The following is a 26553-nucleotide window of genomic DNA, read 5'->3' on the forward strand; positions in this document are numbered from 1 at the left end:
CTAAAATCTCCTATTTCGCATCGTGGTGTTGGGTGTCAAAATCTGAAGAATGCAATTGTAAATAACGCAATACTTCTTTACCGGTTTGCTCATCAATATTAGTAAATCCTACCATTCCTTTAAACAAACCAATCCAGGTATTCGAATCAAAATGTGAAACTTGAGGCTGTCTATGACAAGTACTACATTGTGTTTTATAGGTATTCTCAGCACTTTCCCAAACCGCATTAATATTGCTAATTAACTGATTTGGCGCAATCCACACCGCCAATTTCACTTTTTGCCATTCTAAGCCTGTAAGCGGATCTTCTTTCGTTTCTAACACCTCAAAGTGCGGTTCGGATTGCATAAATTCTTTAGTTAACACGGCATCAGTAATATTTTTCGCAAATTGGTTATACCAAATACGGCCAAAACCTTTATTTTTACGCCACATAGCCAATTCGACTTGATCGCCTTTTGCAGTGGATTTTAGTACATTCACCGGGACAGCCGTTTCAAGATAACCAATTTCTTGGCTTAATGCTTCATCACTAAATAACGGAACATTGCCTTTCGCATAATAGGTTTGTGCCGGCGTCAGTTTATTAATAACTAGGGAATCAAATTTCGAGCTTTTCTCTCCGCTTTCTTTTTTCGCTGGAAGATGATGAGCGATCCCTTTGTGACAATCTAAACAGCTTTGATTACGCTCTGCTGCTGGTCTCATGGCTTTTTGAGCGGCTTTCGACATTTTATCGAAATCCATCTTTTCATAACTATGGCAAGCTTTACATTCCTTAGAACCATTTGCTGCAAAGCGTGCCCATTCACGCTCAGCCATTTCTAAACGGTGTTGTTCAAATGCCCCTTCATCTTTGTATTTGCCGGTTAGCTCAGCAAAGACTTCTCGACTTGCTTGCATTTTTCGTGCAAATTTGTCCGTTTTATCATGGGGAAGGTGGCAATCAGAGCAAGTAGCTTTCACACCACTATTGTTTTTCCAATGGACGGTTTGCTTTAATTCTTCAAGAGGTGCCTGCATAGAATGACAACTTACACAAAATTCCTCTGTGCTTGTGGCATCCATCACATTATTAAACTGTTGCCAACTGATGGCACCGGCGATAAATCCGAGCGTTACCAATACGCCCATCCCAATACGATTAGCCGGCTTTAGAAAAAAAGCCTTGAGTTTATTCTTCATTATTTTCTCTCCAAATAAAATTAAAACTTACACCCCAGGTAAACCGATAACAAACATTTGTAGAAGCCAGACTACAAAGCCATAAGCCCCAATAAAAATTGTCATCCCCAAAGGTAAAATAACAAAAAGTAACAAAAGTAATTTTCCGATTTCTGAAGAGAGGGAAGTCGTGTTTAGATGTTCCATAAAACCCCACATGCATAAAAAATAAACCGTGTAATAATAAATGAAATTAACTATTCATGCTTAGATATAGATCAATTTATATGTAATTTATGTTTATAACATATTAATGATCATGAAAAAATTCACCAGATAGAATAATATTTTCAAGAGCTTCCCTCCCCTCAATGAAGCTATACAGGCGCCTCCCTTTATTTATATAACATTCCACTATTCCTAAATTTACATATTGTTTAAAACCTTTTAGAAAAAGCCTTTTGGCCTTTTCAGATAAGACCTTTCCCTTGGGAAAGGTTACCTTTATAGCATTACCCTTAATCCCGTTAGGGATTCCCTTAACCTTTTGGCTTTCTGGGTGTGTCATTTAGAAAAATGATCATAACCTATAAAAAGTATTGAATGAGCAACTATCTACATTAATCGATCTAATAATTAAAAACGAGCTGCAAAGAACTCCAGCACATGAATTTATTGTTGAACTAGGAAATACGCCAGATTCATTGATTCAATTTGCTAGATTTCCAGAACTTCAACTTGCTATTGTCAATTAAAACACAAGAATCGGGTCAATTTAGTCAATAAAAATTTCTATACTCCGATAACATTGTTTTTAATAGACTCATAACTCTTATGATTAAAGAACAACAATATCAACGAATTCAAATAGCTATTGAATATTTATATGATGATGCTAAACAACAACCGAACTTAGAATAGGTTGCTCGTCAAGCACATCTTAGCCCTGAGTATTTTCAAAAAATATTTACACAATATACAGGGTTAAGTCCAAAACAAATGCTTTCATACTTAAATGTGGAGCTAGCCAAAAAACACTTATTTAATCAAAAAAATCTTCAACAAACAGCACTGGAAACCGGTTTAAGCGGTACGGGACGATTACATGATTTATTTATAAAAATCGAAGGGATGACACCTTTTGAATACAAAAACGGTGGAGAAAACCTAACAATTTATTATTCATTTTTTGATAGTCCTTTGGGTGAGTTTTTAGTCGCAAATACAGAAAAAGGAGTTTGTTCAATGAGTTTTGTCGACGAACGAGAAAAAAGTCTTGGTGAATTAAAAGCCATTTATCCTAATGCTCGATTTGTGGCACAAATTCATCCATTACAACAAAAAGCAATGGTATTTTTCTCTGATACACCTCAAGGTCTTAAATTACACATTAAAGGTTCACCATTTCAGTTGAAGGTATGGCAAGCATTATTACGTATTCCTGTTGGAGAATTTAGTTCTTATCGTCATATTGCCGAACAAATCCAACATAATAACGCTCAACGTGCGGTAGGAAGTGCAGTCGGGAAAAATCCCATTGCAGTGCTGATCCCATCTCATCGAGTCATTCGTGAAAACGGTATAATTGGAGAGTATCGTTGGGGGCGAGGAAGAAAAATAATGTTATTAGCCAAAGAACAAACAGATCAAGAGGGATATCATGAATAATTTGAATCTATTTGAACTTGAACCCAATGCCAACTTACTACCTTATGACGGTATCGTCAATAATTACGGCATTATTTTTGAGCGCAAAACTGCCGAAATCTATTATCAAAAATTGCTACATAACATTGAATGGAGGAATGATGTCGCTATTATTTTTAGAAAAAAATAACCACAGCAAGACAAATGGCTTTTAGGAAGAAAATTTATATGGATTTGGCCACATTACAAGCTGATTTGGATGAATGGTTTTGCACCATAACCATCACCGAACTCATCAAGGAAAAATGTGCTGTGGAAGAACGCCAAGCCGTTGTCAATTTTCTTGATTTACTCAGTGCAAGTTATCAAAAACAACAAGGCAAATAACCAAAAGTGCGGTCAAAAAAAGCAACTTTTTTGAACCTTAGGTTTGCTCCCCCTAAGAGGTAAACAAATCTGCAAGTGAATTTGCAAACAGTTTTGCCCTTTTCTTACCCTGCCTTGTTGGCTTGATGTGGCGCATTATACCGATTAGATTTGAATTGATTAGTCGGCAAATCGCAAATTGAGTATTAGGAAAAACCAAATAATCGCGGCATTAAAAAGAGATAAGCGAAAGAAAGTTGAAATCTAAAAACATTGGCAATGTTTTGGGATTGGCATACCCATTATTTGGGTCGTCATGGGATTGCCCACTGTTTTTAATCCCATGTTTAATGAAGAAAAAATCATGACTTTTGCGCTGAACAAAAGAAAGAGATAAGTTTTTTAAAAAAGAAGACAAGTCCATAATCCCCCCTAACGATAAAAGTTAAAACGCTAAGGAGTATTAGTATTAGGCTTTTGTTACCGGATTGAGATTAAAATGAGAGTGATGGTGGGTCGTGAAGGATTCGAACCTTCGACCAACGGATTAAAAGTCCGCTGCTCTACCGACTGAGCTAACGACCCAAATATAGGATTTTTAAAGGAGTTTTTATAAAATTAAGATTTTATAAAATGGTGCCCGAAGCCAGACTTGAACTGGCACGCCTCGAAAGGCGAGGGATTTTAAATCCCTTGTGTCTACCGATTCCACCACTCGGGCAAAACACTAACTGACAACGTATTATGGAGGCGTGTCCCGGAGTCGAACCGAGCTACATGGATTTGCAATCCAGTGCATAACCGCTTTGCTAACACGCCGTGAATTGGAGCGGGAAACGAGGCTCGAACTCGCGACCCCGACCTTGGCAAGGTCGTGCTCTACCAACTGAGCTATTCCCGCATTCGTTGTTAGTGGTGCGCATTTTATATAAATTTGAAAATCTGTCAATTGCCGATTTAAAAAAAAATCTCAAGCGTTTAAAAAAAATGCATTTCCTTTAAATTCTTCGTCTCAAAATAATGAGAATAAAAAGTGAATTTAGGGGTTATTTTTCAATTTCTTCTTTTATCACTTTAGGCTTTGTGCCAAAATGCTTTGGTGATTTTTTAAGAAAAAGTGCGGTCACTTTTTTCATTATTTTCGAGGATATTATGACAACACCACAATATGCAATTGATACCCTACTCGCTCAAGCGGGAAATCGCAGTGACGAGCGCACGGGTGCGGTTTCCACCCCAATTTTTCTTTCCACAGCCTATGGTCACCATGGTATTGGTGAAAGCACCGGTTTTGATTATACCCGCACCAAAAACCCTACTCGTAGCGTATTAGAAGAAACGATCGCACAATTAGAAAACGGCGATCAGGGCTTTGCATTTTCATCCGGTATGGCGGCGATTCAAGTATTAATGACACTTTTCAGCGCACCGGATGAGTGGATTGTTTCCAGTGATGTCTATGGTGGAACCTATCGTCTTTTAGATTTTGCTTATAAAAACAATAACAGTGTTAAACCGGTTTATGTTAACACCGCTTCAATAAAAGAAATCGAAGCAGCCATTACCCCTCATACTAAAGCTATTTTTATTGAAACCCCCTCTAACCCACTTATGGAAGAATGTGATGTGGCGGAAATTGCCAAACTCGCCAAAAAACATCAGCTAATGTTGATTGTGGATAACACCTTTTTAACACCGGTGCTCTCACGTCCATTAGATTTAGGGGCTGATATTGTGATCCACAGTGGAACAAAATACATTGCAGGCCATAATGATGCCTTGGTGGGATTGATTGTGGCAAAAGGACAAGCGCTTTGTGAACGTATTGCTTATATTCAAAACGGTGCCGGTGCGGTGCTTTCTCCTTTTGATTCGTGGCTAACGATTCGTGGAATGAAAACCCTTTCTCTGCGAATGAAACGTCATCAAGACAATGCAAAAGCGATTGCGGAATTTTTACAAGCTCAGCCACAAGTGGACTCAGTGCTTTATCCAAACAAAGGAGGAATGCTCTCTTTCCGCCTGAAGGATGAAACGTGGGTTAACACCTTTTTGAAATCTATTAAACTCATCACCTTTGCCGAAAGTTTGGGCGGAACCGAAAGTTTTATCACTTATCCGGCAACACAAACCCATATGGATATTCCGGAAACCGAACGTATTGCACGCGGTATTACCAATACCTTACTTCGTTTTTCTGTGGGGATTGAAGATGTGGAAGATATCAAAGCAGACTTGCTCCAAGCCTTTGCCCATTTAAAATAATTCTCGGAGAAAATATGAAAATTGCCGTTTACAGCACAAAAAGTTATGACCGTAAGTACTTTGAATTAATTAATGCCAAATACGGTTTTGACCTTGAATTTTTTGATTTTATGCTAAATGAGAGTACTGCACGGTTAGCCGAACATTGTGAGGCTGTTTGTATTTTCGTCAATGATGACGGCAGCCGAAAAGTCTTAGAAAAATTAGCGGCTCTCGGGGTGAAAATTGTCGCTTTACGCTGTGCCGGTTTCAATAATGTTGATTTAAAAGCCGCACAATCCCTGGGTATTCAAGTGGTTCGTGTACCCGCTTATTCACCAGAGGCGGTGGCTGAACATACAGTGGGCTTAATGATGACGCTTAATCGCCGTATTCATCGTGCTTATCAACGTACTCGTGAGGCCAATTTTTCCTTAGAAGGCTTAATCGGCTTTAATATGCATGGCCGTACGGTGGGTGTGGTTGGAACAGGAAAAATCGGCCTTGCTACGATGCGTATTTTAAAAGGATTTGGTATGAATATTCTTGCCTATGATCCTTTTAAAACCCCTGTTGCTGAGGAACTTGGAGCGAAATATGTAGAGCTTGATGAGCTTTACGCCAAAAGCCATGTTATCACGCTCCATTGCCCGGCGACCCCGGAAAACTATCACTTACTCAACCGAGAAGCCTTTGCGAAGATGAAAGATGGCGTGATGATCATCAACACAAGCCGAGGATCTCTCATTGATACGCTGGCCGCCATTGATGCGCTCAAACAACGTAAAATTGGCGCATTGGGTATGGATGTTTATGAAAATGAACGAGATTTATTTTTCGAAGACAAATCAAATGAAGTGATTTTAGACGATGTATTCCGCCGTCTTTCTTCGTGCCATAATGTACTCCTTACCGGGCATCAAGCCTTTTTAACCGAGGAAGCATTAACCAATATTGCCGATATCACTCTTGCCAATGTGTACCATCTACAATCCGGTAAGCCTTGTGCCAATTTGGTTTTGCCCTCTTAGCTTTTGATAATTAAATTAATAACTGTAATTTAAAAAAACTCGTGCTATTCTGACCGCACTTGTAATTTAACAAAATGCCCTCACATAAGGGCATTATTCACACACAAAGGAAATAAAAAATGAGCCAAGTATTACACACAACCGACGCAACATTTGAAGCAGATGTACTCCGTTCTGATATCCCTGTCTTAGTGGATTTTTGGGCACCTTGGTGCGGTCCTTGCAAAATGATTGCACCGGTATTGGATGAACTTGCACCGGAATTTGCAGGCAAAGCCAAAATTGTCAAAATTAATGTGGATGACAATCAACTTGTTGCCGGTCAATTCGGTGTACGCAGTATCCCTACCCTACTTTTAGTAAAAAATGGTGAAGTGGTGGCCACCCAAGTGGGGGCATTGCCAAAAGGTCAATTAGCTAACTTCATTAATCAATATCTTTAATCTTCATCAAATCCTCTTATTTACGCCAAATAAGAGGATTTTTCTTTCCTCCGCTTTCTCATTTTCTTCTCTGTTTTGTGATATGACTCACAAATCCAAAAAAATCTCGTTTACTTTTTACACAAATAGACTTACCTTCCTTAACAATCTCGTAACAAAAAAGAGGTGGTTAATGTCTATTTCACTTTCAAAAACCTATAGCCCAAAACGCCGAGCAATTACTAAACACACACGCCTTGATGAAAAAACTGCCGTTGACCGATTAATGGCAACCCTTGATTTCACCGCAGAGCAAGAAAAACGTATTACCGACAATGCCACCACACTCATCAATAAGCTGCGTCATATCAAACAAAAACAATATGGCGCCGATGCGTTAATGGAAGAATTTTCTTTAAGCTCTGAAGAAGGCGTTGCCTTGATGTGTTTGGCTGAAGCCCTGTTACGAATTCCTGATGCGAAAACCCGTGATGAGCTGATTTACGAAAAATTAAAAGACGGCAATTGGCAATCTCATCTTGGCAATGCCAAATCCTTCTTTATCAATGCGGCCAGTTATGGTTTGCTGTTTGGTAAAAAAATCAGTGAAAACCTCACTGAAGAACAACTCACCCATCGTTTAAATCATTTATTCTCCCGTTTTGCAGCCCCGGTTATACGCCAAGTGATGGTGAAATCCATGCAAGTGATGGGCAAACAATTCGTTGCCGGCGTGAATATGCCGGAAGCCCTGAAACATACCCAACCCCGCTATAACAAAGGCTTTACCTTTTCCTTTGATATGCTCGGTGAAGCCGCAATGACTGCCTCTGATGCCGAGCGTTATTTCAACGATTATCTCCATGCAATTGAAGAAGTGGGCAAAAATGCCAAGGGTCGTACAATCTATAACGGCAACAGTGTTTCAGTGAAACTTTCCGCTATTCACCCCAAATATCATCGTGCCAAATATGACCGCACAATGAATGAGCTTTATCCACGCATCAAACAGCTTTTTTTACTCGCTCAAAAATACAATATCAGTGTGAATATTGATGCGGAGGAATCCAATCGCTTAGAACTCTCCTTAGATTTGGTGGAAAAATTATTGGATGAACCTGAACTCAAAGGCTACAAAGGGATTGGTTTTGTGGTACAAGCCTATTCCAAGCGTTGCCCTTATGTGCTGGATTATTTAATCGATCTCGCCCGTGAAAAACAGGGGTATTTAATGATCCGCTTAGTCAAAGGGGCTTATTGGGACAGTGAAATCAAATGGGCACAAACCGACGGTTTAGCCGATTTCCCGCTTTATACCCGTAAAAATCATACCGACATTGCCTATGTGGCTTGTGCGAAAAAATTATTAGCCGCACAGGATGTGATCTATCCTCAATTTGCCACGCATAATGTGCTGACAATGTGTACCATTTATGAAATGGGACAAGGCAAGGAATTTGAATTCCAATGCTTACATGGTATGGGTGAAAGCCTTTACGATAATATTATCGGTAAAGACAATTTCGACCGCCAAGTGCGTGTCTATGCCCCAGTCGGTACTCACGAAACCTTGTTGGCTTACCTTGTTCGCCGCCTACTTGAAAACGGCGCAAATTCTTCCTTTGTGCACCAATTAGTGGATGAAAATATCCCTGTTTCTGAATTGGTTCAGTTACCTTGGAAACGGTATTTGCAATCTAATGGCGAACCCAATAAATTAATACGCAATCCGCTTGCGCTTTTTCACGATCGCCGTAATTCTGCCGGCTTTGATTTAACCAATGAATTGGAATTAGAAAAACTGGAGCAGGCATTAAATGAAGCGCAAATAGAAAATGCGACTTCATTGACCGCATTACCTCATCTTGCCCAACAAATGCCTCATCAAGTACACAATCCTGCAAAATTAAATGAAGTGGTGGCAGAGGTTCAATTCTTAGATATAACGCAGTCACAAGAAGTGTTTAATGTGGCAAGCAATCAACATTGGCATAGCCAAAGTGCGGTCAAAAAAGCCGATATTTTACGCCGTGCCGCCGATCTTTATGAAGAAAACCATGGATTATTAATGAAACTGGCGATGATGGAGGCAGGAAAAACCTTGCCAAATGCCATTGCAGAACTCCGTGAAGCCGTTGATTTTCTCCGCTATTATGCCAACCAACTCGAACATCTCGCTGCGCATCATCAACTTGGCGAAGCTCGTGGTAAGATACTTTGTATTTCCCCTTGGAATTTCCCACTGGCTATTTTCACCGGACAAATTGCCGCCTCTTTGGCAGCTGGCAATGCGGTGATTGCCAAACCTGCCGAACAAACCTCGCTTATCGCTTATGCTGCAATAAAGCTTATGCACCAAGCAGGTGTGCCGAAAGATACCTTACAGCTTGTCTTGGGCGCAGGCGATCTGGGGGCAGCGCTCGTCCAACAGCCTTTTGATGGGGTGGTCTTTACCGGTTCGACGGAAGTAGCGAAATTGATTGAAAAACGCTTAGCCCTTGCGGATAACGATCCGATTTTAATTGCAGAAACAGGCGGACAAAATGTGTTAGTGGTGGATACCTCCGCCCTTCCGGAACAAGTGGCAGCCGATGTTTTAAGTTCAGCCTTTGACTCTGCCGGTCAGCGTTGCTCCGCCCTTCGTATTTTACTCTTACAAGAGGAAATCGCAGATCAATACTACCGAATGATTACTGAGGCAATGAAAGAATTAACCGTGGGCGATCCTCGACTACTGGAAACCGATATTGGCCCTGTTATTGATGAAGAGGCTAAACAAAATTTACGCTATCACCAAGCCAATATGCGTAAAATTGCACGCGCCTATACTGAATTGAGCATACCGGAAAACGGACATTTCGTCGCCCCGTCTGTTTATCTGTTGGATAACCTTGAACAAATCCAACGGGAAGTTTTCGGCCCAATTCTTCATATTATTCGCTATCGCAAAGAGGATTTAGTGGAAACCTTAAACCATATCAATGAAAAAGGTTATGCACTGACCGGGGGTTGCCATACCCGTATTCGCAAACAAATGAACTTGGTTGAAAAACACCTTAACTGCGGTAACTTCTACATTAACCGCAATATTGTCGGTGCAGTGGTAGGGGTTCAACCATTTGGAGGGCATGGCTTATCCGGTACCGGGCCAAAAGCCGGCGGTGAATTCTATCTCCAACGTTTAACCCGCACACCTCGCTATTACAGCCAATTCGGTGATGAACACAGCCTGGCACAAACCAAACCGGTATTAGAAAGTATTACCGGAGAGCATAACAGCCTCGCTTATCTACCTTGTGAAGTGGCGATTCTCAATGGGGATTTCAGCTCCGCTCAAGCGGCGGCAGATAAATTATTAGCGGCCGGTTTCAGCGTTTTAGTTGAACCAAGCCACCCACTGGCGAAAGCGCAAAAACCAGGTCTTCGTGTTGATAGCAAACTAGGACATTGCCAAAAAGGCATCTATTTGGCGGCCCTTGAGCCCGCCCGTCGCCTGTGGCTTGCCGAAAATAGCCAAGGGATTTTTAAATGTTTTGACTGGCGTACAGAACAGGATATCTTAATGCTCTATAATGAGTTTTCTCGTAGTTATAACACCACAGCTGCGGGAGGCAATACCTCATTAATGGCTTCAGAAGAACATTAAAAATAAAAAGATAGGAAGGCTGAGGAAATCTTCGCCTCAGCTTCCGACCTATAAACATACACAACACAGACAAACCCTTTTTATTCATTCTAAAAAAACAAGGAGGCAATCTTCTTATTCTTGCATGAGGAAATTCATTCCTATATGCAACATTTTTCAATTTAGCAAGCCTTCCCACCGTCAATGATGCGGGAAAAGAAGGCTGAATATTTAAGGAGTAAAGTTATGCAAATTTACATTACGTTTGGCTTATATTTATTGATTATTTTGGGCATTGGGCTATATGCCTATCGTTCCACCCAAAATTTTGACGACTATATTCTCGGTGGTCGTAAAATGGGCAGTTTTGTCACGGCCATGTCTGCGGGGGCTTCCGATATGTCGGGCTGGCTTTTAATGGGCTTACCCGGGGCGATTTTCCTTTCCGGTCTTTCTGAAGCTTGGATCGCCGTAGGATTGACTGTCGGCGCTTTTCTGAACTATAAAATCGTGGCAGGTCGTTTGCGCATTTTCACGGAAAAATACAGTAATGCCCTTACCTTACCTGAATTTTTTGCCCAACGCTTTCCTCGCCAGAAAAAAGCCTTAAAAATTATCTCGTCCTCAATTATTTTATTCTTCTTCACCATTTACTGTGCTTCAGGTGTCGTGGCTGGGGCAAAACTCTTCCAAAGTTTATTAGGGCTAGATTATTCCACATCTCTTTGGCTGGGAGCATTAGCCACCATCGCCTACACCTTTATCGGTGGCTATTTGGCGGTGTCTTGGAGTGATACCATTCAGGCGACCTTAATGATTTTTGCTCTCCTCCTTGCACCGGTCATGGTATTAGTCAATATCAGTTGGGAAGAGATCAATATGGCATTAGCCATAAAATCGGAAACCACCCATATTCCTTATAACAACTGGCTCCATAATGTTTCAGGCATTGGTGTCATTTCTGCCCTCGCCTGGGGATTAGGCTACTTCGGGCAACCTCATATCTTAGCCCGTTTCATGGCGGCAGATTCGGTTCAAGCACTCAATAAAGCCCGCACTATCGGGATCAGCTGGATGCTACTTTGTTTAGGTGGCGCAGTCGCTGTAGGTTATTTCGGTTTAGCCTATTTTACCCACCAAGCAATGCCGCTTGACAATGCAGAAGCAGTCTTTATTGAGCTTTCAAAAGTGATGTTCAATCCATGGATTGTGGGCATTGTGTTATCGGCAATTTTAGCCGCAGTGATGAGTACCCTTTCTGCTCAATTATTAATGTGTTCTGCTGCGATCACCGAAGATTTCTATAAAGGCTTCTTCCGTAAAAATGCCTCCAGTAAAGAGCTTGTCTGGGTTGGACGTTTAATGGTATTGGTGATTTCCGTTGTCGCTATTGTGATCGCCCAAGATCCTAACTCAAAAGTGATGGGGTTAGTTTCCTATGCTTGGGCAGGTTTTGGTGCGGCATTCGGGCCGGTTGTCATTCTCTCACTTTTTAACCGAAATATCAGTTCTAAAGCCGCTTTGTGGGGAATGTTATCCGGAGCGATTACAGTCGTCATCTGGAGCCCATTAATGACATTCTTAGGTTGGGAAGATTTATCTAAACTCTATGAGATTATCCCCGGTTTCTTAGTCTGTTCATTTATTACGCTCACCTCGTCAATCTTTGCCCCGGTTCACCCTCTGGTGGCAGAGCAATTTGATGAAGCACTGGCGGAGTTTGAAGCAAGAAAATAGCTCAAGAAAAAAGTGCGGTGAGTTTTGACCGCACTTTTCCCTTTCTACTTCTTCAAAGGTCTGCGGTTTTCTTCTGTTTCCGGTTCAAGATCAAGTTTTGCCATAAGGCGTTGATCACCATCTTCTTCAGGATTATCCGTGACCAATAATTTGTCACCATAAAAAATAGAATTGGCGCCTGCCATAAAGCACAGGGCTTGCATTTCTTCGCTCATTCCTTGGCGACCTGCCGACAAACGCACATAACTTTTTGGCATGGTAATACGGGCAACGGCAATCGTACGCACAAATTCCGTCCAATCAAGATCAAGAGCCTGTTCAAGCGGTGTGCCTTCCACTTTCACCAATTGGTTTATCGGCACCGATTCAGGTTGAGGATCTAAATTTGCAAGGCTTGCAATTAATCCCGCCCGTTCTTTGCGTGTTTCATTCATACCGACAATGCCACCACAACACACTTTTAACCCCGACTTTCGCACTTTTCCTAGGGTGCTTAATCGATCATCAAAACGGCGTGTTCCAATGACCTGTTGGTAATGTTCCGGAGCCGTATCAAGATTATGATTGTAATAATCTAATCCTGCTTCTTTAAGCGCTTCTGCCATGCCCTCTTGCAATAGTCCAAAAGTACCGCAAGTTTCCAGCCCCAGTGCTTTCACCGCTTTAATGATAGCTGTCACTTTTTCCATATCTTTCGGTTTCGGCCCCCGCCATGCTGCCCCCATACAAAAACGAGCCGCACCGCGGGATTTTGCAATTTTGGCTTTTTCAACAATTTCCTCAATCTCTAATAATTGTTGGTTTTGCACACCGGTTTGATAGCGGGCTGATTGTGGACAATAACCACAATCCTCCGGACACCCGCCGGTTTTTATCGACATTAATGTCGAAAGTTGAATGGCTTGCGGATTAAAATGCTCACGATGAACTTGTGCTGCCCGGTAAATTAAGTCCAAAAATGGCATGTCAAATAATGCCTCAACCCGACAAACCGACCAATATTCCACACTAGGATGTGGGGTGGGCTGATTTAATTGAATGAATTGCGTGTTTGTCATACTTTTTCCTATATATTTCTTCCTTGGTGAACTCTGATAGTGCGATCAATATGCCCCTCTAACTCTTGGGGTTGATGGGTAACAAGTAGCATGGTTAGCTGCTTTTCATCACATAATCTGTCAATCAACTTCAACATTTCCATGCGTAATTGCGGATCAAGGGCGGAGAAAGGTTCATCTAATAATAAAATGGGTTTATCACGCAATAAACAACGTGCCAATGCCACACGCTGTTTTTGCCCGCCGGAAAGTGCGGTGGGTTTTCTTGCCAAAAAATCCTGTAAATTCACAGCAATCGCTACTTGCTCTACACGGGATTTTTCCTCAGCCGATAAAGATAAATTCGGTTTTAATCCCAATGCAAGATTTTCTTCTACTGTCAAATGGGTAAATAAATTATTTTCTTGAAATAACATCGAAACCGGTCGCTTATCAGGGGCGCTATGGGTATGATTTTTACCATTTAAATAAATTTCACCACCATTGGCATAATCAAAGCCAGCAATAAGATTTAATAATGTGCTTTTACCTGCACCACTTTCGCCGACAATGGCAATTTTTTCCTGCGCATGAATATGTAAATCAAACCTCATGGGCATGGATTGATAATTAAATATAACCTGTTTTAATTTAATCATCTTTCACCTTATTACGTTCAATCAATAAGAAAAGTCCAATGCATAAACTCAGTAAAATCAATGCGGTAACAGCCGCCTCTTGGCTTCGATATTGTCCGATTTGTTGATAAAGCAAATGCGGTAAAGAAGTAAAATCAGGCCGCCCAAATAATGCAATCGCGGTAAAATCCCCAAGGGAAAGTGTCGTTGCTAAAGCAAAAGCATATTTTAGCGGGGCTTTAAGCAAAGGATATTCGATGAGTTTAAAACGTTGCCAACCTTTTATTCCAAGGGATAAACATAATTTCTCATAATATTGCAGTGTGTGTGTCATAGGGATATTTAAAATACGCATCACAAAGGGCATTGCACTCAGTGCATTACATAACACGACCATCCCAAATAAATGTAGCGGTGTCAAATCCGTATTTTGTAAAAATAAAAATAACCCTACGGTGAGAATTAAGGTCGGAATGGCGAGTATCATCATTCCTCCGGTTTGAATGAGTGTGGCAAGCATAGGAAAATGAAGCCACTGGAGTTGGCGGGAAAGCAAAAGTAAGAAGAAAGAAAAAACGATGGCAAATACTCCGGAGGTGGGTGCCATAGAAAGGGAATAAACCAACGCTTTCCATAATTGCGGATCTTGCCAAACACTTAGCCATTCAGAGGCGGTTAGCCCCTCCACCACAATATGAATTAAGGGCATAAAAATAAATAAACAAACGAAAATCAAAATAAAAATATGGAAAATTTTGACCGCACTTGAGGGTGGCGTAAACCAGATCGTTTGTTGGGTAACCAAGGTTTCTGGTGTTTTAGCGAAAAATTGAGAAAGAGCAAATAAGACAAAACAGCATACAAATTGAATTAAAGCAAATAACGCCGCTTTGGGTAAATCAAACTCAAAGAAAATCGCTTGGTAAATAGCCACTTCCAACGTGCTATTTTGTGGCCCGCCCCCAAGAGCAAGCACAATAGCGAAACTGGTGAAACACAACATAAAAATTAACACCAAGGCAGGCAATAGTTGGCTTTTCAAATAAGGGAGTTCAATTAAGCGAAAAAATTGCCAACCCCGAATATTTAATTGTGCCGCAAGACGATGTTGTTCTGAGGGGATAGCCTGTAATCCTTGCTGCGTCATTCTTGCGGCAAGAGGGATATTAAAAAAGAGATGCGCAATAAGGATACCTGTTAAACCATAAATGGTAGGGTTCCAATCTATTCCCAACCAATGAATAAAACGACTGAACCAACCTGCCGTGCCATAAATCCCGAGTAAGCCAAAAATAACAAGTAATGAGGGTAATACAAAGGTTAGAGAAAATAAACGTTGAATAAAAGCTTTCCCGGGAAAGCGTTGATAAAAAAAGGCTCGCCCAAATAACAAGCCGATAAAAAGGGAAAGCACTGCTGATAAAAAAGCCTGCCCGAAACTAAAGGCAATAACCTGATGTAAATAGTCGTCTTGTTTGAAATCTTCCCATGAATACTCACTGCCGACCGAAAAAATTTCATAAAGAGAGGTGGCATAAAGTAAAACAATAAAAAAAATGACCGCACTTCCGCCCAAAGCATGATGAAGACGAAAATGCGGATGAGAAAATAGCGACATCATTTCAAAAACTATTTAGCCAGTGCCTTTTGCCACTGGTTGATCCAAAGTTTTAGTTGAGCACTACTCACTGCGGAGGTATCCAACACAACCGTATTCAAGGTATGTTGTTTTAAGGCATCAATATGCGTTTCAACCGGGCTATTAATTACCGGCAACATCACATTATTTTTGGCGATATTCGCTTGTGCTTCAGGTGAAAGTAAATAATCTAAGAAAAGATCCGCACAAGCATGATGACGATTGGCCACTTTCGCAGCCACTTCCACTTGTAGTACCCCACCTTCGGTGAAATCCGTTGCCATGTAATGATCTTTTTGTTCGGAAAGTAGATGATAAATTGGCGAGGTATTGGTACTTAACACGAGATCCCCCTCTCCTTTCAAAAATGCGCCATAGGCTTCCGTCCAACCTTTCGTCACTGTGACGGTATGCTCAGAGAGCGTTTGCCAAGCGTTGGCTATTTCAGCCTGTGGGTAAACCGCATTCATCCAAAGTAATAAACCTCGTCCGATACTGCTGGTGCGAGGGTCTTGATAAAGGATTTTTAGCTCTTTACGCGCCACTAACTCTTTAAGGCTTTTTGGAGGATGCGTTAACTTATTTTTATCATAAATAAAGGCATATTGGGCGAAATCGAAAGGCAAGAAAGTGCGGTCATCCCATTGGATAGGTAATGCTAATTTATTAAGATCCACTTGGTGGGGTTCAAATATTGCCAACTTTTTGGCTTCATCAATTTGATGTTGATCTAAGCCTAATACAATGTCTGCTTTAATTTTTTTCCCATCTAAGCGAACACGGTTAAATAATGTCCCGTTATTATCAAAGGCCACATAATTGAGTTGGCATTGGGGAAATTGTTTTTCAAAACCCGCTTTTACTTTTGGCCCTGCGCTCCAATCGGCACTGAAAGAGTCATAAGTATAAACCGTTAAGGGTGGTTGGGTTTGAGCGGAAACATTCGAGGCAATAAAAAGTGCGGTTGAAATGAGGAAAGTTTTTTTCATTGTGCTGTCCTTATAAAAAATGCGAAACAGCCTAATGAAAAAGAATTAGTTTCCTACGCCAGCATTATCTGTTTCAGGTTCACGGGTATCTCTCAGCCAATGATAGGCACCCCGACTAATGGGCGAAAGTCTATATAAACTTGTGATAATGTACAAGCACTTTAAATCAAAAATGCCAATCTGATCACAAAATTTAGACAAAATAAAACCCGCACAAGCGGGTTTTAACAAATGGGATTAAGCTTGATGTTTTGCGGCGACTTCACTTAATAAGGTTTGTAACTCACCAGATTGATACATTTCTAGCATAATATCGCATCCACCGATAAGTTCTCCTTCAACCCATAATTGTGGGAAAGTCGGCCAATTTGCATAAGCCGGTAATTCAGCACGGATATCCGGATGTTGAAGGATATCCACATAACCAAAAGGCACTTTACAGTTGATTAATGCCTCTGCGGCACGCGCAGAAAAACCACAAGAAGGCAGTTTAGGCGAACCTTTCATATAAATTAAAATTGGGTTCTCGCTAATTTGTTTTTTGATTTTATCTAAGGTTTCCATAATGTTCCCCATAACAATAGAAAGGCACATTCTAGCATAAGTTCTCAGTATCACCAATGAGAAGCTGAGTTATTATGTCGGATTTACCAGCTCCCGCCAGCACCACCGCCACCAAATCCGCCACCGCCAAAACCGCCACCCGATGAGCCATCACCGAATCCCCCGCCAAATCCTCCACCAAAACCGGAGCCGCCTCTACGACGACGGGATAATGTCGATTGACGCACAATGCGATTTAATTGATCACGCTGATTTGGGCTAATGTAAATTTCATCTTTGTGGAATTGATATTCACCAAACACGACAAAGGCGATAAAGACCAATGCCATAAGGAAAGGAATATATTGGTCAAATTCACTTTCTTCCGTTTGATAAGCGCCATATTCCCCTTGGCTTGCAGCAATAATATCATTTAACCCATCGTTAATCCCTTGTGCATACTGACCCTGTTTAAATTGCGGTAAAATGGCATGACGGATAACTTGGGATAAAAAAGCATCAGGTAAGACCCCTTCTAATCCCTGCCCGGTGGCAATAAATACCTTACGATCATTTTTGGCAATCAGCATTAATACGCCATTATTCAATTGCTTACGTCCAATTCCCCATTTATCGCCTAAAGCAAAGGTGTAATCTGCAATTTCATATTCAGCCGTAGTAGGAATAATAACAACAGCGATTTGTGAGCTGGTTGCTTTACCATAAGCCACCAATTTATTTTCAAGAACTTGCTGCTGTTGTGGCGAGAGCGTATTGGTGTAATCATTCACATAACGAAAAGGATTGGGTGTCGGTGGGAACTGTGCGGCAAAAACCAACGATCCCCAAAAAACGAGCCCAAAAACAACCGCACTTTTCAAGTGTTGCAACAGTTTAGCCATGAATGATCACCTCATTAGGTAATTCATTTTTATCATTGGGTTGAATCGGAAAATGGATTCTCAACGTATCGGTAATTCGCTCAATAGCCTCTACAATCCCTTTTGTATAGGCTTTTTCTTTGAATTGCTCAATCATAAGATCACATTGCTTCTGCCAATAAGCTTCATCAACAAATTGATGTATACCTTTATCACCGATGACCGCACAAAGATGATCTTTATATCCAATATAAATCAGCACTGCGTTTTGTGCAGAAGTTTTATCCATTTCAAGTTCGTTAAACACCTGTAAAGCACGTTCTATAGCAGACATCCCTGCCGAAGATTTCGGCAGTTTTCGTTCAATATAAACTCGCAACTCTGCCGAACTTTCATTTTCAAGGCGGCTAATCGCCGCCTCTATTTGTTTTTTATCCACAGGAATTCTTGAAAAGAATCTCATCATGGCGACCTTAATTAAAATTCACAGTAGGGGCATTTTCAGCACCGGATGCCGATTTAAAGTAAGGTTTTTCTTTAAACCCGAAGATTAATGCGGCAAATTTTGTCGGGAATTGGCGCACTTTTTGGTTATAAATACGAGCCGCATCGTTAAACTTATTACGAGCAACGTTGATACGGTTTTCAGTTCCCTCTAATTGTGCTTGTAAATTCATAAAGCCTTCATGCGCTTTTAATTGAGGATATTGTTCAACGGTAACAAGCAATCTAGATAATGCCGATCCCACTTGGTTTTGATCCTGTTGAAATTGTGCAAGCTGTTCTTCCGTCATATTGGCGGGATCAATTTTGGTTTGGGTTGCTTTTGCACGGGCTTCGATCACATTGGTTAAGGTCTGTTGTTCAAAGTTTGCCTGACCTTTCACCGTATTCACTAAGTTAGGGATAAGATCAGCACGGCGTTGATAAGAAGATTCCACATTTGCCCATACTGAATCAATTTCTTCTTCCGCTTTAACCAATCCGTTATAACTCGACATTAAAGTAAACCCTGCTACAACAGCAACAAGGATGATAACAAGCCATTTTTTCATAATAATGTTCCTACTAATTTAAAAATGAGAGAGCCTTCTCTATTTAGATAAAAGAAAAGACCTAAACCGAGGCTTAGGTCTTTCCATTTAATCCGCTAATGGATAACTAAATAAGATTATTTAGTACCGTTAACTGCGATTTCAACACGACGGTCTGGTGCTAAACAAGCGATAAGCGCTTTACGACCTTTAACCGCATCACAGGTTGCACCTGTAACTGGGTTTGCTTCACCGTAACCAGTCGCAGTGATATCTTGTGCACCAACACCTTTAGACACTAAGTAGTTAGCTACTGAGTCTGCACGACGTTGTGATAATTTTAAGTTTGCTGCATCTTTACCGATACGGTCTGTGTAACCAGCAACCGCAACTTTCGCACTATTTACTTGTGCGATTTCACCGTAGATACCATCTAAGGTTGCTTTTGCTTCAGGTTTTAAGTTTGCTTTACCGAAAGCGAAAGTTACATCAGAGTTTAAGTTGAAAGTTTTGCTTACAACTTCAGGTGCAACAACCGGTGCGCCTTGACCGAAACGGTAAGATAAACCAGCGTTGATAGAACCGATCCATGGTGTGTAGTCTGCATTTTCTGCTAATTTGTTGTCTTTACCTACAGAAGTTAACCATTGGTATTCAAGACGGAATGCTAACTCAGGTAATGAAGGTAATGCATACTCGAAACCTGCAGCAAACATTGGAGACACTTTTAAGCTGTGTGCACCTTTAGCATGATTACGGTTACCGTTGTTGTAGAATTTGTAGTCAGAACGAACTAATGCAGCACCTGCACGACCATAGAAGTCTAAGCCTTCTAAAGCAGACACTAAACCGCCTAAACCATAGCTACCTTTAAGGCTTAAGTGAGCACCATGGTTAGTGTGTTTAACAGTAGTTTGAGCATCAGTACGGAATTTAGCACGACCGAAATCATCGTAACCTAATTCAACCGCTAAACCTAAGTTGTCACGGTTTAAGATTTGGTAACCACCAAATACACCATAGGTGAAAGAGTTACGTTTGTAGCCATCACCGTAACGGTCAGCTTTATTGTGGTCAGAGTTTGCTCTTAAACCATCGTGGAAAGATGCTTGACCTGCTTTAACACCCACATAGAAAGTGTTTTCTTGTGGCGCTGCTTGAGCGACAGAAGCTGCTGCAAAACCAGCTACAACTAATGCAATTGCAGTTTTTTTCATTTTGATGTCCTCTATTTAGTCATCGTTAATAATAAAAGTTTCCTTACTTGAAAATTATTTGAACTTTTTATTCAAACCGTTTTCCAAGGATTGCTTAACTAGGGTTTTGAATTTGCCCCAACTTTACCAACTTTTGACAAATTCAATTCCTTTGTGTCGCCAAAGGAACGTTCAAAAGTTCGCCTATTATCCTATAAAAAAATCAAATATCAAATATTTTTTACGGTTTTTGGTCAATAAATAAACAATCAAGCACCATAATGAACACTCATTCATAGTTGTTAATTTTCATTCTCATTTCAACAAACTCAATCACAAGTTATTAAGTTTCATTGCTTAAAAATCGACATTTTTATCCGCATCATATATCATCTTTCCATTCTTTTTACCCTTTAATATAAAGACGAAACTATGCTACCCCGCCTTTCTCGAGTACCGCAAGTTGATGAAATTGTTCAACACTATCTCACCGAGCTTCAAAAACAACATTTCGAAGGTGATATCGCCACCAATTATGCTGATCGCTTAAGCCTTGCTACAGACAACAGTGTCTATCAGCAACTGCCTCAGGCGATTTTATTCCCAAAAAGCGTGGCAGATGTTGTAAGGCTTACGAAACTGGCAAATCAGCCTACATATCAATCTCTCACATTTACTCCTCGTGGTGGTGGCACCGGAACAAACGGCCAATCTCTTAATCACAATATTATTGTAGATATGTCCCGCCATATGACAGCCATTTTAGAACTGAATGTTGAAGAACGCTGGGTTCGGGTACAAGCGGGAGTTGTAAAAGATCAACTCAATCAATTTTTAAAGCCTCATGGGTTATTCTTTGCCCCTGAGCTTTCCACCAGCAATCGTGCCACGTTAGGCGGGATGATTAACACTGATGCCTCAGGGCAAGGCTCACTGCAATACGGTAAAACCTCCAACCATGTGCTTGCATTACGCAGTGTGTTGATAAATGGGGAAATATTGGATACCAATGCAGTCAACTCTCAAACTATTTTCGATAATATTGATTCCCTTGGGTTGAGCGAAACCGCTAAAATCCTACATCAAACCATTGCACAACGTTGTAAAGAAAAACGTGAAAGTATTATTAACGATTTACCACAACTCAATCGTTTTTTAACCGGTTATGATTTAAAAAATGTGTTCAATGAAGATGAAAGTGAATTTAATCTCACCCGTTTGCTCACCGGTTCTGAAGGCTCTCTTGCCTTTATTTGCGAAGCCAAGCTCAATCTCTTGCCTATTCCGCAATACCGCACCCTCATTAATATAAAGTATCGTTCTTTTGATGCGGCACTACGCAATGCCCCTTTTATGGTGAAAGCCAACGCCCTTTCAGTGGAAACCATTGATTCCAAAGTTTTAGACCTCGCAAAACAAGATATTATCTGGCATTCGGTTAGCGAACTGCTAACCGAGGAAGAACACAACCCAATTTTGGGCTTAAATATTGTGGAATATGCCGGCCATCATCAAGAAAAAATCCATCGCCAAGTGACCGCACTTTGTCAGGCATTGGATGAAAAAATCGCCCAACAGCAGGATCAGATCATTGGCTATCAAATCTGCCATGATCTTCCTTCTATCGAACGCATTTATGCCATGCGTAAAAAAGCCGTCGGGTTACTCGGCAATGCCAAAGGACCGGCCAAACCCCTTCCTTTTGTGGAAGATACCTGCGTGCCACCGGAACATCTTGCCGATTACATCAGCGAATTTCGTGCGTTATTAGATCGCCACCATTTACAATATGGTATGTTCGGGCATGTGGATGCCGGTGTGCTACACGTTCGTCCTGCGTTGGATTTGTGTGATAAAGAACAAGTTAAACTTTTCCAACAGATTTCCGATGAAGTCGCTGAACTGACAGTGAAATACGGTGGTTTACTATGGGGGGAACATGGCAAAGGCGTGCGTTCTCATTACGGCGAAAAATTCTTCACACCGGAATTATGGAACGAACTCCGTTACATCAAATTCTTATTTGATCCTCACAATCGCCTAAACCCGGGGAAAATCTGCACGCCGTTAGGTTCTGAAGATGAGCTGTATTCCATTTTATCGCCAATGCGGGCCGACTATGATCGCCAAATTCCGGTTCAAATACGGGATGAATTTAAAGGTGCAATGAATTGCAACGGCAATGGGCTTTGTTTTAATTTTGATGAACACAGCATTATGTGCCCATCAATGAAAGTGAGTAAAAACCGTGTATTTTCCCCGAAAGGGCGTGCCGCAATGGTGAGAGAATGGCTGCGTTTATTAGCTAATGAAAACATCTCGCCGGAACAACTTGATTTTCAAAAAAATGACGTAAAATTGACCGCACTTGTCGCCAAAATCCGTCATAGCCTGCAAAAATGGCGGGGAGAATATGATTTTTCCCACGAAGTCAAAGCCGCAATGGAAACCTGTCTTGCCTGCAAAGCCTGTGCCAGTCAGTGTCCGATCAAAATTGATGTGCCAAGTTTCCGAGCAAAATTTTTCCATTTTTACCACCGCCGTTATTTGCGTCCGGTAAAAGATCATATTGTGGCGAATTTAGAACTGGCCGCCCCTTATATGGCGAAACAAGCCAAATTTTTTAATTATTTTACTCGGTTACAAGCCACCCAAAAGCTAGTAGAAAAAACCATTGGCATGACAGATTTACCGCTCCTTTCCACCCCGAATTTACAACAACAACTTGTGGAAATTGGCTATCAGGGCAAACCGTTGGAAGCCTTAGAACAGTTAAACACCGTGGAAAAAGCGAAAATGTTATTGATCGTCCAAGATCCTTACACTTCTTATTACGATGCAAAAGTGGTGCGGGATTTCGTGGCACTCACACAAAAACTGGGCTTTAACCCAATTCTTCTTCCTTTCAAACCCAACGGCAAAGCCATGCATGTCAAAGGGTTCTTGAAACGTTTTGCGAAAACCGCAAAAAACCAAGCGGAATTGCTTAATCGGGTTGCCCAATTGGGTGTGCCGTTGGTGGGGGTCGATCCCGCCATTGTGCTTTCCTATCGTGATGAATATAAAGAGGTATTACAAGCACAACGGGGCGATTTCCATGTTCTGACCGCCCATGAATGGCTCAAAAACCAGCTTGATTTAGGCACATTAGAAAACATGCCAAAAGCTGACTGCACTTTTGATTGGCATCTCTTTCCACATTGTACGGAATCCACCTTTATGCCAAACAGCCCAAAAGAATGGCAACAAATTTTTGCAAAATTCGGGCAAAAATTAACCGTTGAAAAAGTGGGCTGTTGCGGCATGGCGGGCGTATTTGGCCACGAAGTACAAAACCAAACCATGAGCCGTGACATTTACGCTATTTCATGGGGTAAAAAGCTTCACGGAAAAGATCCGAACTTTTGTTTAGCCACCGGTTATTCCTGCCGTAGCCAAGTGAAGCGTTATGAACAAAGGTCGCTAAAACATCCTCTTCAAGCGTTGTTGGAAGTGTTAGAGTAAGAAAAAATTAACCTGTACAACCCAAACATCATTTACATATTTCCCTAAGGACATAGTTTACATTTTGCTGGGTTGTTGGTGCCACTGTGTGGCGGGTTTTATTTTCTTTTCTCGTTCGTCCATTTGACCGAGAAAATGAAAACGGTAAAAAATGTTCCAAATGCCATCGGCATAAGGCACAAACGCCACGGGCTCTTTGGCAAGTACTTGGCTGAGGTAATAATTTTGACCTTGCCATTTGATTTCGCCGTTTTGTCGAACCCGGCGAATTTCCGCCTGTCCGCTGTATTCATACGGCGCTATTTTGCCCGTATAAGTCCGAAGAGAAGGCGTATAACATTCGGCTGGTGTTTTTCGTTCAATGCCTTCGTGTGAACGCTCGTGATTATATTCATCACGAAACGCATCCAGCACGACTTGTTGGGCATTGAAGTCATATTCCAGCTTACTTAAACGGGCATTTAAGCTCGCTTTTAAACTGCGATGCATCCGCTCGTGTCGCCCATTTTGTTCCGGGTGTCCAGGCTGAATACGTTCAGGGCGAATGCCTAAGTCAATCCACCATTTGGAGAGTCGACTAAGCCGCCCAATGCGATTGAGGCAAAAGGTGAACCGTTATCGGAACGAATGGTGCAAGGTAAACCGAACTCGTTAAACAGCTGTTCAAACAAGCGGATAACCGCATCAGCTTTGGTGTTAGGTAAGCCTTCGCACAACAATAAATAGCGACTGAAATTATCGCTCACCGTCAGCGGATAACATAGCTGTTTATTGGCAAGCGGAAACTGTCCTTTGAAATCAACACACCAAGTCGTATTCGGTGCATCACAGGTTTCAAAAGGCAATGTGTCGGCTGCTGTATAACGACGACGTTTTCTCGGTTTCACCAAGCCCGCTCGTTGAAGGATTAAATCACCAGTGCTATCCGCCGGACGTGGTGCATCGGGATAACAGCGAGCAAACATATCGAGTAGCTTTTTAGCTCCCCAATCGGGACGCTTAATCCGCTCGGTAATCAACCAATCACAAATCCATTGCGGTGTCGCATTGGGGCTGTGATGTGGCTTGCGAGAAAGCGCTTTCAAGCCATTAAATCCCACCTGTTCGTGGCGTTTAATCCACTTATCAGCCGTTGGACGACTAATGCCAAACTGCTGACACAGGTCGGTTTTTGTATAATGTCGGGACAACCAGGCTTTAATAAATAACACTCTTTGTTCCATTGTATTCGTTTCTTTCCAGGGCATCTTACTTCTCCACGAGAATTTTGATGCAAGTTTACAAGATTGGAATGTAAACGATGTCTTTGGGTTATGATGTAAAGGATGTTATCAGGTTGTACCACCTTGCCTTCCCCTGCTAGCGGGGGAAGGTGCCCGAAGGGCGGAAGGGGGAAAATGAGAAATCCAAACAAACTCAAAGAAAGAAGAACGATATGGAAGAAAAAATGATGATTTGGAAAAAAAACTTTACCCTCACACAGCTCAATGAAATGGGAAAAAACTGTGCTGTGGGTCATCTTGGCATTGAAATTTCTGCTTTTGGTGAAAATTGGCTTGAGGCGACAATGCCGGTGGATCATCGCACCACACAGCCTTTCGGGTTATTACACGGTGGGGTTTCGGTGGCATTGGCAGAAACAGTAGGCTCTCTTGCCGGCTTTCTTTGTGTTGAAGAAGGAAAAACCGTGGTAGGGTTAGATATTAATGCCAATCATCTTCGCCCGGTACGAGAAGGGAAAGTAACGGCGAAGGCGACACCTATTAATTTAAGTCGAAATACCCATGTTTGGCAAATTGACATCCGCAATGAGCAAGATAAACTTTGCTGCGTTTCACGATTAACACTTTCTATTATCGATTTATGACAATGACAAAAAAAATTGGGGTTATTTTAGCCAATTTAGGCACCCCTGATGCCCCAACACCTACCGCCGTTTCTCGTTATTTATGGCCATTTTTAACCGACCCTCGTGTTGTTGATGTGCCCCGCTGGAAGTGGTGGCCTTTACTTAAGTTTCTCATTCTTCCTCCTCGTTCTAAACGAGTAGCTAAAAATTATCAGGCAATTTGGACAGAACAAGGCTCGCCATTACTTGCCATCACTATACAACAACAAAAAGCTTTACAAGCCTATTTATCTGCTCAAAATATTAATGCGCAGGTTGAAATTGCGATGACATACGGCAATCCTTCAATGCAAAGTGCAGTGGACACACTCGTGGAAAATCAGGTGGATAAAATCATCGTCTTACCCCTTTATCCACAATATTCCAGCACCACAACCGGTGCATTGTTTGATGTTTTTGCCAATGCCCTGAAACACAGTCGAAATATCCCGCCTTTTGAATTTATCCATTCCTATCATTTGGATAAACACTATATTGATGCCCTCACGCAATCTATCAAAGTGCGGTTAAAACCCGATGAGTTTTTACTTTTCTCTTATCACGGTATTCCATTGCGCTATGAAAACCAAGGGGATTATTATCGCCAACATTGCAAAGAAACCACCATTGCCGTTGTCGATAAGCTCGGGTTAACCGAAAATCAGTGGGGAATGACCTTTCAATCCCGCTTTGGCCGTGAAGAATGGTTGCAACCTTACACCGATGAATTTTTAATTTCTGCAAGTGAACAAGGTATCCGTAAAATCGCCGTGGTTTGCCCCGGTTTTTCGGTGGATTGTTTGGAAACCATTGAAGAAATTGATGAAGAAAACCGTGAGAATTTTCTCCATAACGGGGGAGAAACTTATCAATATATCCCTGCACTGAATGCCGAGCCAACACATATTGAAATGATGGGAAATTTAATTCTACAAAAACTGGCATAAAAAAAGCGTGGATTTTATCC

At 41.4% G+C, this 26553-nt stretch carries 25 protein-coding genes, 4 tRNA genes, 1 pseudogene and 1 riboswitch; of the genes and pseudogenes, 12 read left to right on the forward strand and 18 right to left on the reverse strand.

Going from position 1 to position 26553, the window contains the following annotated elements:
- Positions 1–10: 10 nt before the first annotated feature.
- The 3 genes from torC to BKK48_RS10025 form a co-directional block, all read right to left on the reverse strand.
- Positions 11–1186 carry a pentaheme c-type cytochrome TorC gene (gene torC, locus BKK48_RS06260; protein ID WP_077427288.1) on the reverse strand — a complete coding sequence of 392 codons (1176 nt, stop codon included), beginning with the start codon at positions 1184–1186 and terminating at the stop codon, positions 11–13.
- 27 nt (positions 1187–1213) lie between these two features.
- Complete coding sequence (locus tag BKK48_RS06265; protein WP_077427358.1) at positions 1214–1372, reverse strand: nitrate/trimethylamine N-oxide reductase NapE/TorE; 159 nt, start codon at positions 1370–1372, stop codon at positions 1214–1216.
- Positions 1373–1475: 103 nt separating this feature from the next.
- Positions 1476–1733: a hypothetical protein gene (locus tag BKK48_RS10025; RefSeq protein WP_077427289.1), complete on the reverse strand. Its 258-nt coding sequence runs from the start codon at positions 1731–1733 to the stop codon at positions 1476–1478.
- A gap of 365 nt (positions 1734–2098) precedes the next feature.
- On the opposite strand from BKK48_RS10025, the pseudogene BKK48_RS10150 reads away from it, so the two are divergent.
- The 4 genes and pseudogenes from BKK48_RS10150 to BKK48_RS09890 form a co-directional block, all read left to right on the forward strand.
- Positions 2099–2308: pseudogene (locus BKK48_RS10150) on the forward strand (helix-turn-helix domain-containing protein); the annotation flags it as partial.
- Entirely contained in the window at positions 2297–2833 is a 537-nt protein-coding gene (locus BKK48_RS10155; RefSeq protein ID WP_341860657.1) for a methylated-DNA--[protein]-cysteine S-methyltransferase, read from the forward strand. The pseudogene BKK48_RS10150 and the gene BKK48_RS10155, both read left to right, overlap by 12 nt.
- Positions 2826–3002 carry a hypothetical protein gene (locus BKK48_RS09940; RefSeq protein ID WP_158074352.1) on the forward strand — a complete coding sequence of 59 codons (177 nt, stop codon included), beginning with the start codon at positions 2826–2828 and terminating at the stop codon, positions 3000–3002. Before BKK48_RS10155 ends, BKK48_RS09940 begins: the two co-directional genes overlap by 8 nt.
- Before the next feature lie 38 nt (positions 3003–3040).
- On the forward strand, positions 3041–3199 hold the full coding sequence (locus BKK48_RS09890) for a hypothetical protein (protein WP_208604181.1): 159 nt from the start codon (positions 3041–3043) through the stop codon (positions 3197–3199).
- Between the two features lie 488 nt (positions 3200–3687).
- Here the strand turns inward: BKK48_RS09890 and BKK48_RS06285 are convergent.
- The 4 genes from BKK48_RS06285 to BKK48_RS06300 all read right to left on the reverse strand — a co-directional run bounded on the left by BKK48_RS06285 (position 3688) and on the right by BKK48_RS06300 (position 4079).
- Positions 3688–3763, reverse strand: a tRNA-Lys gene (locus BKK48_RS06285).
- A gap of 49 nt (positions 3764–3812) precedes the next feature.
- Positions 3813–3899, reverse strand: a tRNA-Leu gene (locus BKK48_RS06290).
- A 24-nt stretch (positions 3900–3923) separates the two neighbouring features.
- Positions 3924–3997, reverse strand: a tRNA-Cys gene (locus BKK48_RS06295).
- Between the two features lie 6 nt (positions 3998–4003).
- Positions 4004–4079 (reverse strand) — tRNA-Gly (locus BKK48_RS06300).
- 251 nt (positions 4080–4330) lie between these two features.
- Here BKK48_RS06300 and BKK48_RS06305 point away from each other — a divergent pair.
- From BKK48_RS06305 to putP, 5 genes are all read left to right on the forward strand, one after another.
- Positions 4331–5443 (forward strand): methionine biosynthesis PLP-dependent protein, encoded by a 1113-nt coding sequence (locus BKK48_RS06305; RefSeq protein WP_077427359.1) that lies wholly within the window; start codon positions 4331–4333, stop codon positions 5441–5443.
- Positions 5444–5457: 14 nt separating this feature from the next.
- A complete protein-coding gene (locus BKK48_RS06310; protein WP_077427291.1) occupies positions 5458–6453 on the forward strand; it encodes a 2-hydroxyacid dehydrogenase in 996 nt (331 codons plus the stop codon).
- 119 nt (positions 6454–6572) lie between these two features.
- Positions 6573–6896, forward strand: coding sequence for a thioredoxin TrxA (trxA, locus tag BKK48_RS06315; protein WP_077427292.1), 324 nt, complete (start codon positions 6573–6575; stop codon positions 6894–6896).
- Between the two features lie 172 nt (positions 6897–7068).
- The gene (gene putA / locus BKK48_RS06320; protein ID WP_077427293.1) at positions 7069–10521 is read left to right on the forward strand and encodes a bifunctional proline dehydrogenase/L-glutamate gamma-semialdehyde dehydrogenase PutA; all 3453 of its coding nucleotides are present in this window, start codon (positions 7069–7071) and stop codon (positions 10519–10521) included.
- Positions 10522–10746: 225 nt separating this feature from the next.
- The gene (gene putP / locus BKK48_RS06325; RefSeq protein WP_077427294.1) at positions 10747–12237 is read left to right on the forward strand and encodes a sodium/proline symporter PutP; all 1491 of its coding nucleotides are present in this window, start codon (positions 10747–10749) and stop codon (positions 12235–12237) included.
- A 44-nt stretch (positions 12238–12281) separates the two neighbouring features.
- On the opposite strand, the gene bioB is transcribed toward putP, so the two are convergent.
- The 9 genes from bioB to ompA all read right to left on the reverse strand — a co-directional run bounded on the left by bioB (position 12282) and on the right by ompA (position 20215).
- On the reverse strand, positions 12282–13295 hold the full coding sequence (gene bioB, locus BKK48_RS06330; protein WP_077427295.1) for a biotin synthase BioB: 1014 nt from the start codon (positions 13293–13295) through the stop codon (positions 12282–12284).
- Between the two features lie 8 nt (positions 13296–13303).
- Positions 13304–13933 (reverse strand): thiamine ABC transporter ATP-binding protein, encoded by a 630-nt coding sequence (gene thiQ, locus BKK48_RS06335; RefSeq protein ID WP_077427296.1) that lies wholly within the window; start codon positions 13931–13933, stop codon positions 13304–13306.
- Positions 13926–15530, reverse strand: coding sequence for a thiamine/thiamine pyrophosphate ABC transporter permease ThiP (thiP, locus tag BKK48_RS06340; protein WP_077427297.1), 1605 nt, complete (start codon positions 15528–15530; stop codon positions 13926–13928). The genes thiQ and thiP overlap by 8 nt, the downstream gene beginning before the upstream one ends.
- Before the next feature lie 11 nt (positions 15531–15541).
- Positions 15542–16540 carry a thiamine ABC transporter substrate binding subunit gene (gene thiB, locus BKK48_RS06345; RefSeq protein ID WP_077427298.1) on the reverse strand — a complete coding sequence of 333 codons (999 nt, stop codon included), beginning with the start codon at positions 16538–16540 and terminating at the stop codon, positions 15542–15544.
- A 33-nt stretch (positions 16541–16573) separates the two neighbouring features.
- A riboswitch (TPP riboswitch) is annotated at positions 16574–16664 on the reverse strand.
- Positions 16665–16777: 113 nt separating this feature from the next.
- Positions 16778–17104, reverse strand: coding sequence for a Grx4 family monothiol glutaredoxin (gene grxD / locus BKK48_RS06350; RefSeq protein WP_077427299.1), 327 nt, complete (start codon positions 17102–17104; stop codon positions 16778–16780).
- An 83-nt stretch (positions 17105–17187) separates the two neighbouring features.
- Positions 17188–17985: a TPM domain-containing protein gene (locus tag BKK48_RS06355; RefSeq protein ID WP_077427300.1), complete on the reverse strand. Its 798-nt coding sequence runs from the start codon at positions 17983–17985 to the stop codon at positions 17188–17190.
- A complete protein-coding gene (locus tag BKK48_RS06360; RefSeq protein WP_077427301.1) occupies positions 17978–18427 on the reverse strand; it encodes a TPM domain-containing protein in 450 nt (149 codons plus the stop codon). Before BKK48_RS06360 ends, BKK48_RS06355 begins: the two co-directional genes overlap by 8 nt.
- Positions 18428–18437: 10 nt before the next feature.
- Positions 18438–19019 carry a LemA family protein gene (locus BKK48_RS06365; RefSeq protein ID WP_077427302.1) on the reverse strand — a complete coding sequence of 194 codons (582 nt, stop codon included), beginning with the start codon at positions 19017–19019 and terminating at the stop codon, positions 18438–18440.
- A gap of 116 nt (positions 19020–19135) precedes the next feature.
- The gene (ompA, locus tag BKK48_RS06370; RefSeq protein WP_077427303.1) at positions 19136–20215 is read right to left on the reverse strand and encodes a porin OmpA; all 1080 of its coding nucleotides are present in this window, start codon (positions 20213–20215) and stop codon (positions 19136–19138) included.
- A 411-nt stretch (positions 20216–20626) separates the two neighbouring features.
- On the opposite strand from ompA, the gene ydiJ reads away from it, so the two are divergent.
- Positions 20627–23698, forward strand: coding sequence for a D-2-hydroxyglutarate dehydrogenase YdiJ (ydiJ, locus tag BKK48_RS06375; RefSeq protein ID WP_077427304.1), 3072 nt, complete (start codon positions 20627–20629; stop codon positions 23696–23698).
- 57 nt (positions 23699–23755) lie between these two features.
- Here ydiJ and BKK48_RS10030 read toward each other — a convergent pair whose 3' ends face one another.
- Both BKK48_RS10030 and BKK48_RS10035 read right to left on the reverse strand, forming a co-directional pair.
- Positions 23756–24187, reverse strand: a complete 432-nt coding sequence (locus tag BKK48_RS10030; RefSeq protein ID WP_244154877.1) for a hypothetical protein — start codon at positions 24185–24187, stop codon at positions 23756–23758.
- A 59-nt stretch (positions 24188–24246) separates the two neighbouring features.
- Positions 24247–24945 (reverse strand): DDE-type integrase/transposase/recombinase, encoded by a 699-nt coding sequence (locus BKK48_RS10035; protein WP_208604182.1) that lies wholly within the window; start codon positions 24943–24945, stop codon positions 24247–24249.
- Positions 24946–25148: 203 nt separating this feature from the next.
- On the opposite strand from BKK48_RS10035, the gene BKK48_RS06385 reads away from it, so the two are divergent.
- Both BKK48_RS06385 and hemH read left to right on the forward strand, forming a co-directional pair.
- Positions 25149–25565: a hotdog fold thioesterase gene (locus BKK48_RS06385; protein ID WP_077427360.1), complete on the forward strand. Its 417-nt coding sequence runs from the start codon at positions 25149–25151 to the stop codon at positions 25563–25565.
- Positions 25562–26533 (forward strand): ferrochelatase, encoded by a 972-nt coding sequence (gene hemH / locus BKK48_RS06390; protein WP_077427305.1) that lies wholly within the window; start codon positions 25562–25564, stop codon positions 26531–26533. The genes BKK48_RS06385 and hemH overlap by 4 nt, the downstream gene beginning before the upstream one ends.
- Positions 26534–26553 lie beyond the last annotated feature (20 nt).

This window comes from Rodentibacter heidelbergensis, from assembly GCF_002000125.1.
In the GTDB taxonomy this organism is placed as follows: Bacteria; Pseudomonadota; Gammaproteobacteria; order Enterobacterales; family Pasteurellaceae; genus Rodentibacter; species Rodentibacter heidelbergensis.